The organism is Caldicellulosiruptor kronotskyensis 2002, from assembly GCF_000166775.1.
Classification (GTDB): Bacteria; Bacillota; Thermoanaerobacteria; order Caldicellulosiruptorales; family Caldicellulosiruptoraceae; genus Caldicellulosiruptor; species Caldicellulosiruptor kronotskyensis.
Genome location: NC_014720.1, coordinates 1,557,612 through 1,573,858, shown reverse-complemented (window position 1 = coordinate 1,573,858; position 16,247 = coordinate 1,557,612). Strand labels below are relative to the sequence as shown.

The following is a 16,247-nucleotide window of genomic DNA, read 5'->3' as shown; positions in this document are numbered from 1 at the left end:
GGGTTAGATTTAGCAAAATTGAAAAGATTAATTCTTGCATCCTCATCACCCAGAAGAATAGAGCTTTTAAAGCAGTTTGGTATTGAGTATGAAATAATTCCATCAAACATTGATGAAAGTATAGATCAAAGTCTTTCGGTTGAAGAAAATGTAATGCAGCTTGCTAAAAAGAAAGCACAAGAGGTTTTTAATAAACTTAGGGAAGACAATAAACATTTTTTGGTTATTGCAGCTGATACTGTGGTGTTTGTTGAAGGAGTTATTCTTGGGAAGCCCTCAAATGAAGATGAAGCTTTCTGGATGCTCAGAAAAATAAGTGGTAAGTGGCATAGTGTTTACACCGGTGTATGTATAATTGATGGACCAAGGGAGAGAATTTTGGTGGAATACGAAAAAAGTAATGTTTATATAAAGCATATGTCCGATGAGGAGATATTAAGATATATCTCAACAAAAGAACCTTTTGATAAAGCGGGGGCGTATGCAATCCAAGGTTTTGGAAGCTTAATTGTTGAAAGGATAGATGGCTGTTTTTACAATGTAGTTGGTCTTCCATTATACAGACTAAACACCATGCTACGAAAACTTGGATATGACTTAATGAAAGGAGAGTTGTGATGGGACTTATAAAATCATTCTACAGAGATTTGGGAATTGATTTGGGCACTGCAAACACTCTTGTACATTTACGTGGAAAAGGCATTGTTGTGAATGAACCGTCTGTTGTGGCTGTTCAAAAAGACACTGGAAAGATTTTAGCGGTTGGAAATGAAGCAAAAGAGATGATTGGCCGAACACCTGGCAACATTGTAGCAATAAGACCGTTGAAAGATGGAGTTATTGCTGATTTTTATACAACTCAGGTTATGTTAAAGTATTTTATGGAAAAAGCGTACAAAAAATCGTTTCTTGGTTTAAGACCAAGAGTTGTAATATGTGTTCCATCAGGTGTAACAGAAGTTGAGAGAAGGGCTGTGGAAGAATCGGCTTACAAGGCAGGAGCAAAAGAGGTTTATATAATGGAAGAACCCATGGCAGCGGCTATTGGTGCAGGACTTCCTGTTGATGAGCCGTCTGGTAGCATGGTGGTAGATATTGGTGGTGGCACTTCAGAGGTTGCTGTGATATCCTTAGGTGGAATTGTCACCAGTAAATCCCTCAGAATTGCTGGAGATGAGTTTGATGAAGCAATTTCAAACTATATAAAGAAGGAATACAACTTAATGATAGGCGACAGAACTGCAGAGGAGATAAAAATAAACATTGGTTCTGCATATCCTCTTGAAAAGGAAGAATGGTACGAAATAAAAGGAAGAGACCTTATAACAGGCCTTCCAAAGATTATAAAGGTCTCATCCACAGAAATAAGAGATGCTTTAAAAGAACCTGTTATGGCAATTGTTGATGCGATAAAACAAACTCTTGAAAAAACTCCACCAGAGCTTGCAGCAGACATTATGGAAAGAGGGATTATGCTAACAGGTGGTGGTGCGCTTTTAAAAGGGCTTGACAAACTTATAAGTAAAGAGACTGGTCTTCCTGTTCATATAGCTGAAAGACCTCTTGATTGTGTTGCATTAGGTGCTGGAAAAGCATTGGAAGAAATTGAAACCTTGCAAAAGGTAATGATTAACAGGAGCTCAAGGTAGTGGAGGATGAAATATATTGAAAAAAAATATTTTATTAACTATTGTTGTTTTGTTTGCATTTTTATTTAGTATAGCTGCAACTGTAGTATCCCTCAAAAACTATGATTCAAATATTGTCTCGAGAAAATTGAAAGAGGGATATATTCCTGCAAATTCCCAAGTAGTTAAGGTTATAAGAGATATAAGAGAATATATAACCGGGATACTTCATCTCAACCAAATCATCGCTGAGAACAAGCGATTAAAAGAAGAGCTGAATAAACTAAAGACTGATAAAATTACTATTGAAGAGATAAAAAGTGAAAATATAAAATTAAAGGAACTTTTAGGGCTCAAAGAACAAATTGGGGTGGCTGCAAGTTTTGAGATTGCCAGGGTTGTTCAAAGGGCTCAAGAAGCATGGCTTAGTTTTTTTATCATAGATAAAGGAGAAAAAGATGGTGTAAAGAAAAACATGGTCGTTATCAACAATCAGGGACTGATAGGATATATTGTGGATACGGGAACGAACTGGGCAAAAGTAGTGACACTGCTTGACCCTGACTTTTCAGCATCTGCTATGGTTGTTCGTACACGGGAAATTGGTGTTGTAAGAGGTAGTGTCAATCTTTTATCAAAGAGATTATGTGAGTTGAGGTATATCTCGAAAGATTCAAAGATTAAAATTAATGATATCGTTATAACCTCTGGGATGGGAGAGATATTTCCAAAAGGAATTGCAATTGGCAGGGTTGTGCAGATAAAAAACGACAGGTTTGAGCTTACTAAAAACATTTTAATAGAACCTTTAGCTGACATCGAAAACGTAGAATATGTGATGGTAATAAAACAGGTAAAAGATATAAATTTATCGGTAGGTGTTAAGTAAATTGCTCAAGAATAAGTTTATTTTACATGGAATAAATATTGTTATTGCCATTATTTTTCAAACACTATTGCAAGAGGTTATTCAAATAAAAGGAAACACTGTATTACTTTTTTTGCCACTCATTGTTAGTAACGCTGTATTTTTTGATTTTTTAGATGCAATAATAGCTAATCTGTTTATCATTTTTGTTTTTTGTTTTTTATTTACAAACAATTTTTTCTTAAACCTCTTTTTAATAGTTTTACTTGTAATTATCTCAAATAGACTAAAGGAGAAGATTTATCTGCAAAGAGTTGAGATATTTCTCTTATTTCTTTTAATCTACATCTTTTCTCTAAATTTATTGCAATATACTGCAATAGGTATTGCCTTCAATGAAATACCAGTTCTTTCAGTATTATTGAGTAATTCTATAATTCAATTTATACTAAATTCAATATTTGGAATATTCATTTACTTTACTGTGTCGAGAGAGAGTAAATACTTACTGAAACTCAAAAAGGGGAGAAATTTGAAAGAAGAATGAAGATGTTATTTATAGAAAAGTTAAGAGATAAAAATGTATTTAGCAGGTGGACTTTTTTATACATACTTTTTATATGTCTTGTGTTAATTTTGGTTGTGCGATTGAGTTATTTGCAGATTATAAAGGGAGATTATTACTATGAGCTTTCAGAAAAGAAATTAATGCAAAAAGCAAGCTTGGAAGCGCCAAGGGGTATTATCTATGATAGAAATGGCAGACCACTTGCTGATAACAGACCTGCTTATGTTCTCCAGATTATGAAAACTCAGCAGCTTAGAACAAAAAATCAAAAAAGAGACTTCACAAAAAAGATAATAGAAATTGTGAACATTTTAAATAAAAATGGAGACAAAATTATAAATCAATTTAAAATTGACATAAATCCAATCAGATTTAACTTTAGTATTACAGACAAGAAACTTGCAAAAAAAGTAGAAATACAATGGAAAAAAGACAGAGACATTCCCTTGAATTTTTCTGCACAGCAAGCTTTTGAATTTTTGAGAAAGAAATTTTATATTCCAGAAAATCTTGACCTACAAACAACTCTTCAGGTCATGGCTATTGAGGATATGCTATTTTATAACTATTATCAAATGTATCAACCTGTTACAATTGCAGTTGATATTTCCATGAAGACAATTGCTGAGATTGAAGAAAGACGTAGAGAGTTTTCATTTGTAAACATAGAAGCAAAGGCAGTAAGAGTTTATAAGGATGCAATATACAATGCGTTTGTGGTAGGAAGGATAGGTAAAATAACTCAAGAACAATACGAAAAGCTAAAAGACAAAGGATACTCCCAGGATAGTTTAATTGGTGTTGAGGGAATAGAAAAAAGGTGCGAAGATTATTTACGTGGTAAAGATGGACTTCAGCTCATCGAGGTTGACAAGTTTGGAAGGATAAATGATGTCAAGATAGAAAAACAGCCAACAAAGGGTGCAAATGTCTATCTGACCGTAGATTCTAAACTTCAAAAAGTTGCTTATGAATCGCTCAGAAAAGTTTTACAAAAGATAAGAAACGGTGATTATGGTGAAAAATTTCCAAAAGCAAACAGTGGTGCAGCGGTAGTAATTGATGTCAAAACAGGTAATGTTCTTGCTCTCACAAGTTATCCTTCATATAATCCTAATGTATTTATAAAAGGCATCACTGCAAGCGAATGGTATAAGCTGATTAATGATCCTACAAGGCCAATGTTTAACAGAGCAATTGCCGGGGTATATCCTCCTGGTTCAACTTTTAAGATACTGACAGCAATTGCAGGTCTTCAGGAAGGTGTCATCAAGCCGGATGAAAAAATATTGGATACAGGTAGGTATTTGTACTATGCAAAATCAGGATTTACACCTGCCTGCTGGATATGGAATAGATACCACACGACCCATGGATGGGTGAACGTCGAAGATGCATTAAAGGTCTCTTGTAATGTGTTTTTTTACGAGACAGGTAGAAGACTTGGAATAGAAAGAATCGATAAATACGCTACACTGTTTGGACTTGGTGGCAAAACTGGCATCCAGCTTGATGGTGAGTCAAACGGTATACTTGCAAATGAAGAAAATAAAAAGAAAATATTTAATCAACCTTGGTATCCAGGTGATACTGTTTTAGCAGCTATTGGTCAGTCTATAAATGCATTTACACCAATTCAAATGGCGAGTTTTATTGCAACTGTAGCAAATGGAGGGACAAGATATCAGGTGAACCTCATAGACAAGATTGTGGATGCCAATGGGAAAATCATCTATAAGTCTGCACCAAAAGTACTAAGCAAGGTGAAGATGTATGAATCAACAAAAAAGGCTGTTTTTGAAGGAATGAAAAGTGTTACAAGTGAAGAGGGTGGAACTGCAAGACAAGCATTCAAGGATTTGCCGTTTACAGTGGCAGGGAAAACAGGAACATCACAGTATTCAAACTCATCGGCTGCACATGCTTGGTTTGTTGGTTTTGCACCTTATGATGACCCCCAGATTGCTTTTGCTATTATTTTGGAAAACGGTGGACATGGTTCATATGCAGCATATGTTGCGAGGGATATAATAGATGCCTATTTTGATTTACCTCAGCAACAAGAGAAAAAGTTGCAATAAAGGGGGAGGATTTATTTTGAACGAACCTGTTGTTTTGAAAGGGTTTGGGAAAGGAATAGCTGTGATTTTAGACAGCAGTTGTGATTTTGATATAATCTGTGACTATTTTAAGCAAAAAGTTATAAACGGAAAAAATTTCTTTTCGGGATATGAAATTCCTATTCAGTTTATTGGGAGAAGACTTAATAGTTATGAGTTACAAAAACTAATAGAAATAATGAAGACATTTGGAGGGGTGCATGATATAATATTCCCATGGGATGAGATCAGTTTTCATAATCTTATTTCAACTTCAGAGGAACGAGTTGAAGATATAAAAGAAGAAAAGCTCAATGCAAAGGTGCATAAAGGTACTCTGCGTTCAGGACAAGTTATAACCTCAGAGTCTGATCTAATAATTATAGGGGATGTTAATCCAGGAGCTGAGGTTATATCTAAAAATAACATTATTGTCCTGGGAGCTCTCAGAGGAATTGCACATGCGGGCATTTCAGGGAACAAAAATGCTGTTGTTTTTGCGCTTGAGATGGACCCTGTTCAAATTAGGATTGCCAATATAATTGCAAGATCACCTGATGAAGAAAATAAACGTGAAAAGTCAATTGCTGAGATAGCTTATATAGAAAATGATGTGATAGTCGTTAAGCCTGTTTCACAATTTTAAAATAACCAAAAAAGGAGAGTTTTAGAAGATGGGAGAGGTTTATGTAATTACATCTGGCAAAGGTGGAGTTGGTAAGACAACAACTACTGCAAATGTAGGAACATATTTAAGCGTTTTGGGGAAAAGGGTTCTTTTGATTGATGCTGACATAGGTCTTAGGAATTTAGATGTTGTTATGGGGCTTGAGAACAGAATTGTATTTGACATTGTAGATGTTGTAGAAGGAAGATGCAAACCAAAACAGGCTTTAATTAAGGATAAAAGGTTTGATGGACTTTACTTACTTCCTGCTGCCCAGTCAAAGGACAAAACTGCTGTTTCGCCTGAGCAAATGAAAGCTTTGTGCGAACAGTTGAAGGACGATTTTGATTTTATCTTGATTGACTGTCCTGCAGGAATTGAGCAAGGCTTTAAAAATGCAATTGCAGGTGCACAAAAAGCAATTGTGGTAACAACCCCGGAGGTATCTGCTGTACGTGACGCCGACAGGATTATTGGCCTTTTAGAAGCATATGAGCTGCACAATCCTAAGCTTATTATAAACAGGATAAGATTTGATATGGTCAAACGTGGAGATATGATGGATATTGATGATATTCTTGAAATTCTTTCGATAGAACTTCTTGGAATAATACCTGACGATGAAAAGATTATAATATCTACTAACAAAGGAGAACCTGTTGTAATGGATGAAAAATCAAGAGCAGGACAAGAGTATAGGAATATAGCAAGAAGAATCTTGGGAGAGAATATTCCTATTGTGAATGAAGAAGAAAATTTAGGATTTTTGAGCAGGCTAAAAAAGCTTTTTGGGTTAAATAATTCTTAGGAGGAATAAGAATGTTTGAATTTTTTAACAAGTTTTTTAACAAACAGGCTTCAAAAGACATTGCAAAGGAGAGGCTAAAACTTGTTATTATTCACGACAGGGCAAACGTGTCTCCAGAACTTTTAGAGTTGATAAAAAATGAAATCTTAAAAGCTATACAAAAATACATAGTGATTGACGACAAGCTCTTGGAAATTCAAATAACCAGAACACCGTCTGAGCAGAAAGGCGAATTTGTTCCTGCACTTATTGCCAACATTCCTATAAAATCTGTAAAGAAAACTGAGATTTTAAACAACGAGGCTGACGACTAAAATGATGGTCAAAAACGAACAAACGATAAAAAAAAGGTTCAATGCTTTTTTAACCATTTTAGTGATAATTCTTTGTCTTACTGGTTTTATTCTAATTGCAAGTGCAACTAATGTTCTGGAGACAGGAAAATATAAATTGGTCATTTCGCAAGTCATCTGGTTTTGTTTGGGACTGAGCTTGTACTTCATTTTTTCGTTAATTGACTATAGAATATTTGCAAACTTTTATGTTATTATTTATATGATAATGGTTAGTCTGCTTTTGTATGTAGACATAAAAGGTATAAATGTGCTTGGTGGTCAGAGATGGATAAAAATTGGACCATTTTCGTTTCAACCGTCTGAGATTTCTAAATTGCTCATGGTAATATTTTTTGCAAAAGTTGTTACAATGCAGGAAAATATTAATAAATTCAAAACATTGGTAAAAGTATTAATTTTCACTGCAATTCCTATAGTTCTTGTTTTAAAACAACCTGACTTGGGAACAGCTTCTGTGTTCATCGCCATAATTGCTACAATTTTATTTGTTGCAGGGCTGGACTTGAGATATTTCTATGCAGCAATTGGGGCACTATTGATTTTTATTCCTATTGCATGGGAATTTGTTCTTCATGAATATCAAAAAGATAGAATAAGAATATTTTTGAATCCCCAGCTTGACCCGATGGGAAAAGGATGGCAGGTAATATACTCTCAGATAGCTATAGGGTCAGGAAGAGTATTTGGAAAAGGCTTGTTTATGGGAACAATCAACAGACTTGATTATCTTCCAGTTAAAGAATCTGATTTTATATTTGGCGTAGCAGGTGAAGAACTTGGATTTGTAGGATGTATAATTATAATAGTGATATATGCACTGCTTATATTGAGTCTTATTAAAATAGCATCCACTTGTAAAGATAAACTTGGTTCTTATATTGTTGCTGGAGTTGCAGGAATGTTTGGTTTTCAGATGTTTGTCAATATTGCAATGACTCTTGGGATAATGCCAGTGACTGGAATTCCTTTGCCCTTTGTAAGCTATGGTGGAAGTTCGATGCTTACTTCCATGGCATCACTTGGAATAGTGCAAAGCATTTATAAGGAAAATATAAAAACTATGTTTTGAGGTGAAGAGAATGAATATAGCACTTATTGCCCACGACAAGAAAAAAGAACTCATGGTTCAGTTTGCAATAGCTTATAAGTTTATACTGTCAAAACATACATTATATGCAACAGGAACCACTGGAAGATTAATTCAGGAAGCAACAGGACTTGAAGTTCATAGATTTCTTCCGGGTCCGCTCGGAGGGGACCAACAGATAGGGTCGTTGATTGCATACAATCAGATTGACATGGTGATATTTTTGAGAGACCCACTTACAGCTCAGCCTCATGAGCCAGATGTAAATGCACTTTTGCGTCTTTGTGATGTCCATAATATTCCTCTTGCAACAAACATTGCAACAGCCGAACTTTTGATAAAAGCTCTTGATAGAGGAGACTTATCATGGCGTGAAATTGTAAATCCAAAATTGCAAAAAAACAAGAGTGATAAGTGATGATAAAAGGGAAGGTTAGAGTTGATAGAAAAACCAAAAACTTGGTAAGAAGACTAAGACCAGGTGAAATACCTGTTATATTGCACGAGGATATTGATGAGGTAGCTGCATATTCTCTCTTAGAAAAAAAAGTAAAGGTAGTAATCAACTGTGCTAAGTCTTTTACTGGGAAATTTCCAGCAGTTGGTGCAAAGATTCTTCTTGCACATGATGTGATCATAATTGATAATTTAGGGGAAGATGTATTTAATCGAATAAGAGAAGGGGACGTTGTAGAAATCGAAGATGATAAGATATTTTTAAACGGTAATTATCTATGCATTGCAAAATATCTTACTAAAGAAGAATTTGAATCATTTTATCAAAAGAGTTTCAAAGAGATGGAAAATCTTTTGGAAGATTTTATAGAAAATACATTGGAGTATGCAAAAAAAGAAAAAGGATTTATCTTAGGACAATTTGAAATGCCTGATATTTCAACCAAAATTGCTGGCAGACATGTACTTGTTGTGACAAGAGGAAGCAGTTTTAAAAAAGATATAAAAGCAATAAAAGGTTATATTACAGAGGTAAAACCAGTTGTGATTGCAGTTGATGGCGCTGCTGATGCATTGCTTGAGGAAAAGATAAGACCAAACATTATAATTGGGGATATGGATAGTGTATCTGAAGAAAGTCTTTACAAATGTGACGAGATAATTGTTCATTCATATCCAAATGGATATGCACCAGGGCTAAGAAAAATACAGGCTTTAGGACTTAAGGCAAAAACAATAGCATGCCCTGGTACGAGTGAAGATGTTGCTTTGCTTTTGGCTTATGAAAAGGGGGCAGAACTTATAGTTTCGGTTGGTTCTCACAGCAGTATGCTTGATTTTTTAGAGAAAGGTCGAAAAGGAATGTCAAGCACTTTTCTGGTCAGGCTAAAAATAGGTTCAAAGCTTGTGGATGCAAGAGGTGTATCCAAGCTTTATACTGAAAAGGTAAGTTTCAAGTATATTGGGGTTTTGTTGTTTTCTGCACTTATTCCTATACTTGCAATCCTGATGGTAACTCCGCCTTTTCAATACTTTTTCTATTTAATTCAACTAAAACTGAGAGTAATCTTGAGGTAGGAAAGAATGAATGGTGTGAGTATAAAGTATTTCGTTATTACTATTGCTTCTATCTTTGTTGCTCTTGGAGTTGGGATTCTTATTGGATTTTCTGTAAATAGTGAAAAATTTGTTCAAAAACAGTTTCAGCAGCAGTTAAGCCTTATAGATAAGAATTTAGTTGAGTTAAAAAAAGAAAATGACAGGCTTTTAAAAGAGATCGATGAGTACAAAACACAAATAAATCAACTGGGAAAAATAAATAACACTCTTGTAAATGCATATCTTAAAACATGCAAAAGTAATGCAGTTGTGAGTCTCATTTTAACATCAACAGATTATTCATACAACGACCTAATAGATTTTTTGAGAAAAAACCAAATAAAGTTAGCAAGAATTGTTAAAATAAAACGGACGTTTGTGGACGTTTTGAATAACAAGACAAACGATTTTCCGGAATACAAACTTCCGGAAGATGCGATAAATACTCTAATATTGTATGCGGTATTTGATATGAAGGGTGAACTTTTATCAAAACTTACAGAAAAAAGATATATAGAAATAAATAGACTATCAGGAGAAATTGCCGATACAATTTTAATAGCAGGTGGAAATACCATTCAGAACGATACTTTTAACGCAATTGATAGAAGATTTATTGAAAAGTTGAGAAATATAAATGATCTCAACATTATTGGGGTTGAGCAATCATACAGTGAGATAAACTATTGTGAAAAGTACAAAAGCATGGGCTTAGATACAGTTGATAACGTTGATGAACTGACTGGAAAAGTTTCACTTATTGAGCTTATAAGAGGCGGAAATGGCAATTATGGTATTAAAAAAGAAGCAAACCTTCTGATGCCTAATACTTTTACAAGTATTGATGTTTCTGAAAATTCATTGAAAAAAAGAAGAGAAAGTTTGATTGAACAATATCAAAGTTTACAGTCTGCAAATATTATTCAATAGAGTTAGTGTTTGCAAACTTCTTACGAGAGGAAGAAAACAATTGAATATAGTTGTGGTAATTCCTGTATATAATCCTCCACAATCTCTTGAAAAGCTTCTTCTGGACTTATCTAACATAAAGTTTATAAAAAATATACTTGTTATTGATGATGGTTCTGAGAAAAAAAATTTACTAAAGTGTGATGAGTGTACTATACTAAAACATGATAAAAACAAAGGCAAAGGTGCGGCTCTTAAAACAGCATTTGAATATCTCAAAAACAAGAATTTTGATAAAATAATACTTTTAGATGGAGACATAAAAGTAAATAAAGAAGATCTGCAAGCATTTTGCGAGAACGTATTTATTCTAAATGATAAACAAGTGGTAATTGGTTATCCTGTAAAAGTGAGAAAAAAGGGATTTGGAGTTGTCAAAAAGTTTGCTAAGTTTGTAGTGAGAATTTATACCAGAAAAGAGGTTGATCATTGTCTCAGTGGTCAGAGGATAATTCCATTTTCTGCTTTAAAAGATATTAAATATATTCCTAACAGATATGGAGTAGATATTTCAATGTTAATTGATTTTATTAAGATGGGTTATGAGATAAAAGAGGTTGAGTTTGATTTTTCACACGACGAAAAGGGAAAAAGTTTGAAAGATTTATTACATAAAATTCGACAGATGAAGGATATATTTTGGGTTTTTATTACTAAATGGAGGGCGTGAAAAATCTGGTAAAGGATTATTTAATTTTTTGTGGTTTCGAAATAGCGATGCTAATTCTTTCCACTTTTTATCTTAAAAAATACAATCTTTTGTTGAAAGAAAATTTTAGAGGTAAGAAAATCCCGTGTTGTATGGGGATTATTTTGTCGCTGAGCTGGGTTATATATTTATTACAGATATTTTTTCATAATTCAAATGCAAAATGGTTAGTTTTAGCTATTTCGATGTGGTTCATATCCTTTATAGGTTTGTTGGACGACATTTTTGGTGACAATAAAAGCAAAGGTTTTAAAGGACATGTTATAAGATTTATAAAAGATGGTGAATTTTCAACTGGACTATTAAAAATGGTGTCAGTGCCAGTTGTAATTTTTATGTCAAGCGTCATTTTGCAAAAAGAAATAGACGAATCAGTGTTTTATGCTATTTTCGGTTCACTGTGTGTTAATCTCTTTAACCTGTTTGACCTTCGACCTGGCAGATGCATAAAAGTGTTATGGATATTTGTTATGTTGTTGAGTTTTTTTATGCATTTTGACAGTACGGCAGTTGTGCTTTTGGCTTTAACTATTCCGTTTTTCATAGGTGATTTGAGAGAATTTTATATGCTTGGAGATGCCGGCTCTAACGCGATAGGGTATCTGTTCTTTCTGTTTTTGACAAATAGCTATTCAAAAACTTACAATTCGCCTTTGATATGGGCTGCGTTTGTAGTTGTTTTCGGACTCAATGTTTTATCTGAACACATCTCGTTTTCAAAGGTTATTGAAAAAAATACACTTTTAAATTTTATAGATATGTTAGGGCGAAAAAATTAATAACTTGAATTTATTTTTCGGATATTGTAATATATTCACTGTTGTTTAAAGTTTTCGGCAAGGAGGTAAATAGAAATTGGCTGAAATGGAACTTTGGTTTACCGAGCAACAGACTCCTGACTTGGGATTTACATGCAAGATAACAAAAACCATCTATACAGCAAAGACTCAATACCAAGACTTGGCAATACTTGAAACAAAACAGTTTGGCAGGATGCTTGTACTGGACGGTGCTGTTCAGACAACAATTGCAGATGAATTTTGTTACCATGAGTTAATTTCTCATGTTCCGTTATTCACCCATCCAAATCCCAAAAAGGTTGCTGTCATAGGTGGGGGAGACGGAGGAGTTATCAGAGAAATTCTCAAACATGACGAGGTTGAAAAGGCATATTTAATAGAGATTGATAGAGAAGTTATAGAAGCAAGCAAGAAATACCTTCCTGAGATAAGTTGTGCACTTGATGATGAAAGGGCAGAGGTCATTATAACCGATGGAATAAAATTTGTATCCGAGAACAAAAATATGTTTGATGTTATAATTGTGGATTCAACAGACCCTGTTGGTCCTGCAGTGGGACTTTTCCAAGATAGTTTTTATAAGGCAGTGTTTGAATGCTTAAAAGAAGATGGGCTTTTTGTTGCACAGACCGAGTCGCCTTTTTATGATCAGGACCTGATAAAAAATGTATTTCACGCTGTGAAGTCCATTTTCCCAATAACAAGACTTTATCTTGGATTTATTCCAACGTATCCGAGCGGACTTTGGAGTTTTACTCTTGGTTCTAAAAAGTATGACCCACTTGAGGTAGATATTTCAAGGATAAAAAGGATTGATACAAAGTATTACAATCCAGAGTTGCATAAAGCTCTATTTGCACTGCCAACTTTTGTTCAAGAAATTATAAAGTAAAAAAGGGGTTAAAATGAATGAGTTTTAATCTCTACAAACCCTTTTTCCTATGTGCTTCAGAGAAGTACGAAGATAGTCTCATAGTTTTAGCAGGAATTCCTATGGATTTCACAGTAAGCTTTAAACCTGGCTCGCGTTTTGCTCCTGCAAAAATAAGAGAAGTGTCAATAGAGCTGGAAGAGTATTCTATCTATCAAGACAAAAGCCTGTATGATAAGACCTTTTGTGATATGGGAGATTTAGAGCTTCCTTTTGGAAATATCGAAAAAAGTATTGAGACAATATACCAATTTGCTTGTAAGCTGTTTGAAGATAATAAAGTTCCTATTTTCTTAGGCGGTGAACATCTGATCAGCTTTCCTCTCATAAAAGCGGCGGCAAATTCAAATGGTAAAGAGTTTTATGTTCTTCACTTTGATGCTCATGCTGATATGAGAGAGGAGTATCTTGGCGAAAAGTTTTCGCATGCAACTGTTATGAGAAGAGTGGGTGAGGTAATAGGTTTTAAGAATATATACCAGTTTGGTATAAGGTCGGGGTCTAAAGAAGAGATTGAATTTGCAAGAAGAGATAGCAATCTTTATTTTATCAACAAGTGGAATGATATTAATAATGTTATTAAAGATTTGAATGGTAAGAAGGTATATCTCTCGATAGATATAGACGTGTTTGATCCGGCTTTTGCCCCTGGTACAGGAACACCAGAACCAGGCGGAATTCTATCTTCAGACTTTTTTGAGATTTTACTTAAATTAAAAGACCTTAACATAATAGGAGCAGACATAGTAGAGGTTGCTCCATATTATGATATTTCTGATAGAACAGCACTACTTGCTGCAAAGATAGTAAGAGAGCTGATATTAATGATTGAATAAAAAGTATAAATTATGCATTAAAAAATAACAGGGTGTGGACCACTTATAAAATAGTACTTTTTCAAAGTCCACACCCTCATTTTGTTTTTTCAATTTTTTCTTGCTAAAAATATTTGGATGTTATAAAATAGAAATTAGCATAATATATTAATACCAGATATTAATACTACATGATAAATCACCTTTGAGGAGGATTTTTAATGACAAACAAGCTCAGAGAGCTCAAGCAAAAGAGAGAAAGAATACTAAAGCTTGGTGGAGAAGATAAAATAAAAAAACAGCATGATAGCAAAAAACTTACTTGTAGAGAGAGAATAGAATATTTACTTGACCCTGGAAGCTTCAATGAAATAGATATGTTTGTTGAACACAGATGTCAAGAATTTGATATGAAAGATACATTTGTCCCCTGTGATGGTGTTGTAACGGGTTATGGAACAATCAACGGCAGAAAAGTTTTTGTTTATGCTCAAGATTTTACTTCAATAGGCGGTTCTCTTGGCGAGATGCATGCAAAAAAGATTTGTAAAGTTTTGGACTTAGCATTAAAATATGGTTGTCCAGTGATAGGTATAAATGATTCTGGTGGTGCAAGAATTCAAGAAGGTGTTGATGCATTAGCAGGGTATGGTGAAATCTTCTATAGAAATACCATGGCATCAGGTGTAATTCCACAAATTGCAGCTATAATGGGACCTTGTGCAGGTGGAGCTGTATACTCTCCTGCTATTATGGATTTTATTTTTATGGTGGACAAAACCAGCCAAATGTTTGTTACAGGACCTCAGGTTATAAAAGCTGTGACTGGAGAGGAGATATCCTTTGAAGAGCTTGGTGGCGCTTACACTCACAGCTCAAAGAGTGGAGTTGCTCATTTTATTGCAGAGGATGAGTATCACCTACTTGATATGATAAAGTATTTATTGTCGTTTATACCTTCAAATAACATGGAAGACCCACCTTTTATAATGTCATCTGATTCAGAAAAAAGATTTGTTCCCGAGCTCGAAAATATAATTCCGCAAGAGCCAAACAAAGCTTATGATGTAAAAGAAATAATTTATAAAGTAGTAGACAACCAAGAATTTTTAGAAGTACAACCTTATTTTGCTCAAAATGCTGTTGTAGGATTTGGTAGAATAGGGGGCTTTAGCGTAGGAATTGTAGCAAATCAGCCCAAAGTGAACGCTGGAGTGCTTGATTATGATTCGTCTGACAAGATAGCACGATTTGTAAGATTTTGTGATGCTTTTAATATTCCCATAATAACATTTACAGACGTGCCTGGATTTTTGCCAGGTGTTAACCAAGAGCACAATGGAATAATACGTCATGGGGCTAAGGTTTTGTATGCATACTCAGAGGCAACAGTTCCAAAGATAAATGTAATTTTGAGAAAAGCATATGGTGGGGCTTACATTGCAATGAGCAGCAAACACATTGGTGCAGACTTTGTGTTTGCATGGCCAACTGCCGAGATAGCTGTTATGGGACCAGATGGCGCAGCAAATATTATATTTAGAAAAGAGATACAAAGCGCTCAAAATCCCGAAGAGGAAAGAAAAAGAAGGATAGAAGAGTATACTCAAAAATTTGCAAATCCATACATTGCAGCTGCCCGTGGGTATGTTGACGATGTGATTGAGCCACAGCTTACCCGTAACAAAATCATTGAGGCGCTCAAAATTTCCATTACAAAAAGAGAGCAAAGGCCTCCCAAAAAACATGGCAATATTCCATTATAAAATGTATTTTTGTAAAAAAAGGAGAGTGTTTTAAAAATGTATGCTCAGGTCAGTACTATTTCAACCATTACAAAAGAAGAACTTGCTTGTATTTGTGCTTGCTTGCACATTGTGATGGGTAAAGAGAATTATAAAATTACCAATATTACAAAACAGCAAAACAAGTGGGTCAAAGGTGCGAGAGAGATGATACTCAATCAGTCACAGATGTTTTATAGATGGAGGTAAAGCTTGTGATGAGAAAGTTCAAGGTGAAGATCAATAGTCAAGAATTTGTTGTAGAAGTGGAAGAAATAGGAGTTGAAAATGCTACTACTGTTGTGTCAAGGCCTAAGATTGGCCATTTTGAGCCAAAACAGGAAAAACATGAGGATAAAACAAAACAAAGCCCTGTACTTTCTTCTGATAAAAATTCGGTTGTTGCCCAGCTTCCGGGTACTATTGTAAGGTTGCTGAAAAGTGAAGGCGATGTTGTGGATGCAAATGAACCTGTTTTAATTCTTGAAGCCATGAAAATGGAAAATGAAATAACTGCACCTGTCAAAGGAAAAATTAAAAGAATACATGTAAAGGAAGGGCAGAAGGTAGCAAAAGGAGATTTGCTATTTGAAATAGAGTAAGA

18 protein-coding genes are annotated in these 16,247 nt (G+C 34.5%); all 18 read left to right on the top strand.

The features are described 5' to 3' along the window. Positions 1-18 precede the first annotated feature (18 nt). The 18 genes from CALKRO_RS07090 (at position 19) to CALKRO_RS07000 (ending at position 16,245) form a co-directional block, all read left to right on the top strand. Positions 19-618, top strand: a complete 600-nt coding sequence (locus CALKRO_RS07090) for a Maf family protein (RefSeq protein WP_013430364.1) — start codon at positions 19-21, stop codon at positions 616-618. Beyond that, positions 618-1,649: a rod shape-determining protein gene (locus tag CALKRO_RS07085; protein ID WP_013430363.1), complete on the top strand. Its 1,032-nt coding sequence runs from the start codon at positions 618-620 to the stop codon at positions 1,647-1,649. The genes CALKRO_RS07090 and CALKRO_RS07085 overlap by 1 nt, the downstream gene beginning before the upstream one ends. 16 nt (positions 1,650-1,665) lie before the next feature. After that, positions 1,666-2,517, top strand: coding sequence for a rod shape-determining protein MreC (mreC, locus tag CALKRO_RS07080; RefSeq protein WP_013430362.1), 852 nt, complete (start codon positions 1,666-1,668; stop codon positions 2,515-2,517). A gap of 522 nt (positions 2,518-3,039) precedes the next feature. Next, on the top strand, positions 3,040-5,145 hold the full coding sequence (gene mrdA, locus CALKRO_RS07070) for a penicillin-binding protein 2 (RefSeq protein ID WP_013430360.1): 2,106 nt from the start codon (positions 3,040-3,042) through the stop codon (positions 5,143-5,145). Positions 5,146-5,161: 16 nt separating this feature from the next. Next, positions 5,162-5,809, top strand: a complete 648-nt coding sequence (gene minC, locus CALKRO_RS07065; protein WP_013430359.1) for a septum site-determining protein MinC — start codon at positions 5,162-5,164, stop codon at positions 5,807-5,809. Positions 5,810-5,837: 28 nt separating this feature from the next. Next, on the top strand, positions 5,838-6,638 hold the full coding sequence (gene minD / locus CALKRO_RS07060; RefSeq protein ID WP_013430358.1) for a septum site-determining protein MinD: 801 nt from the start codon (positions 5,838-5,840) through the stop codon (positions 6,636-6,638). Positions 6,639-6,649: 11 nt separating this feature from the next. Continuing rightward, the gene (gene minE / locus CALKRO_RS07055) at positions 6,650-6,952 is read left to right on the top strand and encodes a cell division topological specificity factor MinE (protein WP_013430357.1); all 303 of its coding nucleotides are present in this window, start codon (positions 6,650-6,652) and stop codon (positions 6,950-6,952) included. Between the two features lies 1 nt (position 6,953). Next, positions 6,954-8,063 (top strand): rod shape-determining protein RodA, encoded by a 1,110-nt coding sequence (rodA, locus tag CALKRO_RS07050; protein WP_013430356.1) that lies wholly within the window; start codon positions 6,954-6,956, stop codon positions 8,061-8,063. Positions 8,064-8,073: 10 nt separating this feature from the next. Further along, positions 8,074-8,499 (top strand): methylglyoxal synthase, encoded by a 426-nt coding sequence (gene mgsA, locus CALKRO_RS07045; RefSeq protein ID WP_011917393.1) that lies wholly within the window; start codon positions 8,074-8,076, stop codon positions 8,497-8,499. Further along, a complete protein-coding gene (gene steA / locus CALKRO_RS07040) occupies positions 8,499-9,614 on the top strand; it encodes a putative cytokinetic ring protein SteA (protein ID WP_013430355.1) in 1,116 nt (371 codons plus the stop codon). The genes mgsA and steA overlap by 1 nt, the downstream gene beginning before the upstream one ends. A gap of 6 nt (positions 9,615-9,620) precedes the next feature. Then, positions 9,621-10,565 (top strand): copper transporter, encoded by a 945-nt coding sequence (locus CALKRO_RS07035; RefSeq protein WP_013430354.1) that lies wholly within the window; start codon positions 9,621-9,623, stop codon positions 10,563-10,565. Positions 10,566-10,605: 40 nt separating this feature from the next. After that, positions 10,606-11,274 carry a glycosyltransferase family 2 protein gene (locus CALKRO_RS07030; RefSeq protein WP_013430353.1) on the top strand — a complete coding sequence of 223 codons (669 nt, stop codon included), beginning with the start codon at positions 10,606-10,608 and terminating at the stop codon, positions 11,272-11,274. Next, entirely contained in the window at positions 11,262-12,092 is an 831-nt protein-coding gene (locus CALKRO_RS07025) for a hypothetical protein (RefSeq protein ID WP_013430352.1), read from the top strand. The genes CALKRO_RS07030 and CALKRO_RS07025 overlap by 13 nt, the downstream gene beginning before the upstream one ends. Before the next feature lie 85 nt (positions 12,093-12,177). Further along, positions 12,178-13,005, top strand: a complete 828-nt coding sequence (gene speE, locus CALKRO_RS07020) for a polyamine aminopropyltransferase (RefSeq protein WP_041741947.1) — start codon at positions 12,178-12,180, stop codon at positions 13,003-13,005. 17 nt (positions 13,006-13,022) lie between these two features. Next, positions 13,023-13,880: an agmatinase gene (gene speB, locus CALKRO_RS07015; RefSeq protein WP_013430350.1), complete on the top strand. Its 858-nt coding sequence runs from the start codon at positions 13,023-13,025 to the stop codon at positions 13,878-13,880. 200 nt (positions 13,881-14,080) lie between these two features. After that, the gene (locus CALKRO_RS07010) at positions 14,081-15,625 is read left to right on the top strand and encodes an acyl-CoA carboxylase subunit beta (RefSeq protein ID WP_013430349.1); all 1,545 of its coding nucleotides are present in this window, start codon (positions 14,081-14,083) and stop codon (positions 15,623-15,625) included. Positions 15,626-15,661: 36 nt separating this feature from the next. Beyond that, positions 15,662-15,853 (top strand): hypothetical protein, encoded by a 192-nt coding sequence (locus CALKRO_RS07005; RefSeq protein ID WP_013403299.1) that lies wholly within the window; start codon positions 15,662-15,664, stop codon positions 15,851-15,853. Positions 15,854-15,861: 8 nt separating this feature from the next. Then, positions 15,862-16,245 (top strand): acetyl-CoA carboxylase biotin carboxyl carrier protein subunit, encoded by a 384-nt coding sequence (locus CALKRO_RS07000; RefSeq protein ID WP_013430348.1) that lies wholly within the window; start codon positions 15,862-15,864, stop codon positions 16,243-16,245. Positions 16,246-16,247: the final 2 nt, after the last annotated feature.

What these genes read in the sequence shown, in the direction of transcription:
- minD (WP_013430358.1), top strand. Translation starts at nt 5,838, where the DNA reads ATGGGAGAGGTTTATGTAATTACATCTGGCAAAGGTGGAGTTGGTAAG.
- minE (WP_013430357.1), top strand. Translation starts at nt 6,650, where the DNA reads ATGTTTGAATTTTTTAACAAGTTTTTTAACAAACAGGCTTCAAAAGAC.
- CALKRO_RS07085 (WP_013430363.1), top strand. Translation starts at nt 618, where the DNA reads ATGGGACTTATAAAATCATTCTACAGAGATTTGGGAATTGATTTGGGC.
- mrdA (WP_013430360.1), top strand. Translation starts at nt 3,040, where the DNA reads ATGAAGATGTTATTTATAGAAAAGTTAAGAGATAAAAATGTATTTAGC.
- speB (WP_013430350.1), top strand. Translation starts at nt 13,023, where the DNA reads ATGAGTTTTAATCTCTACAAACCCTTTTTCCTATGTGCTTCAGAGAAG.
- CALKRO_RS07010 (WP_013430349.1), top strand. Translation starts at nt 14,081, where the DNA reads ATGACAAACAAGCTCAGAGAGCTCAAGCAAAAGAGAGAAAGAATACTA.
- rodA (WP_013430356.1), top strand. Translation starts at nt 6,954, where the DNA reads ATGATGGTCAAAAACGAACAAACGATAAAAAAAAGGTTCAATGCTTTT.
- CALKRO_RS07035 (WP_013430354.1), top strand. Translation starts at nt 9,621, where the DNA reads ATGAATGGTGTGAGTATAAAGTATTTCGTTATTACTATTGCTTCTATC.
- mgsA (WP_011917393.1), top strand. Translation starts at nt 8,074, where the DNA reads ATGAATATAGCACTTATTGCCCACGACAAGAAAAAAGAACTCATGGTT.
- CALKRO_RS07005 (WP_013403299.1), top strand. Translation starts at nt 15,662, where the DNA reads ATGTATGCTCAGGTCAGTACTATTTCAACCATTACAAAAGAAGAACTT.
- speE (WP_041741947.1), top strand. Translation starts at nt 12,178, where the DNA reads ATGGAACTTTGGTTTACCGAGCAACAGACTCCTGACTTGGGATTTACA.
- CALKRO_RS07025 (WP_013430352.1), top strand. Translation starts at nt 11,262, where the DNA reads ATGGAGGGCGTGAAAAATCTGGTAAAGGATTATTTAATTTTTTGTGGT.
- CALKRO_RS07000 (WP_013430348.1), top strand. Translation starts at nt 15,862, where the DNA reads ATGAGAAAGTTCAAGGTGAAGATCAATAGTCAAGAATTTGTTGTAGAA.
- steA (WP_013430355.1), top strand. Translation starts at nt 8,499, where the DNA reads ATGATAAAAGGGAAGGTTAGAGTTGATAGAAAAACCAAAAACTTGGTA.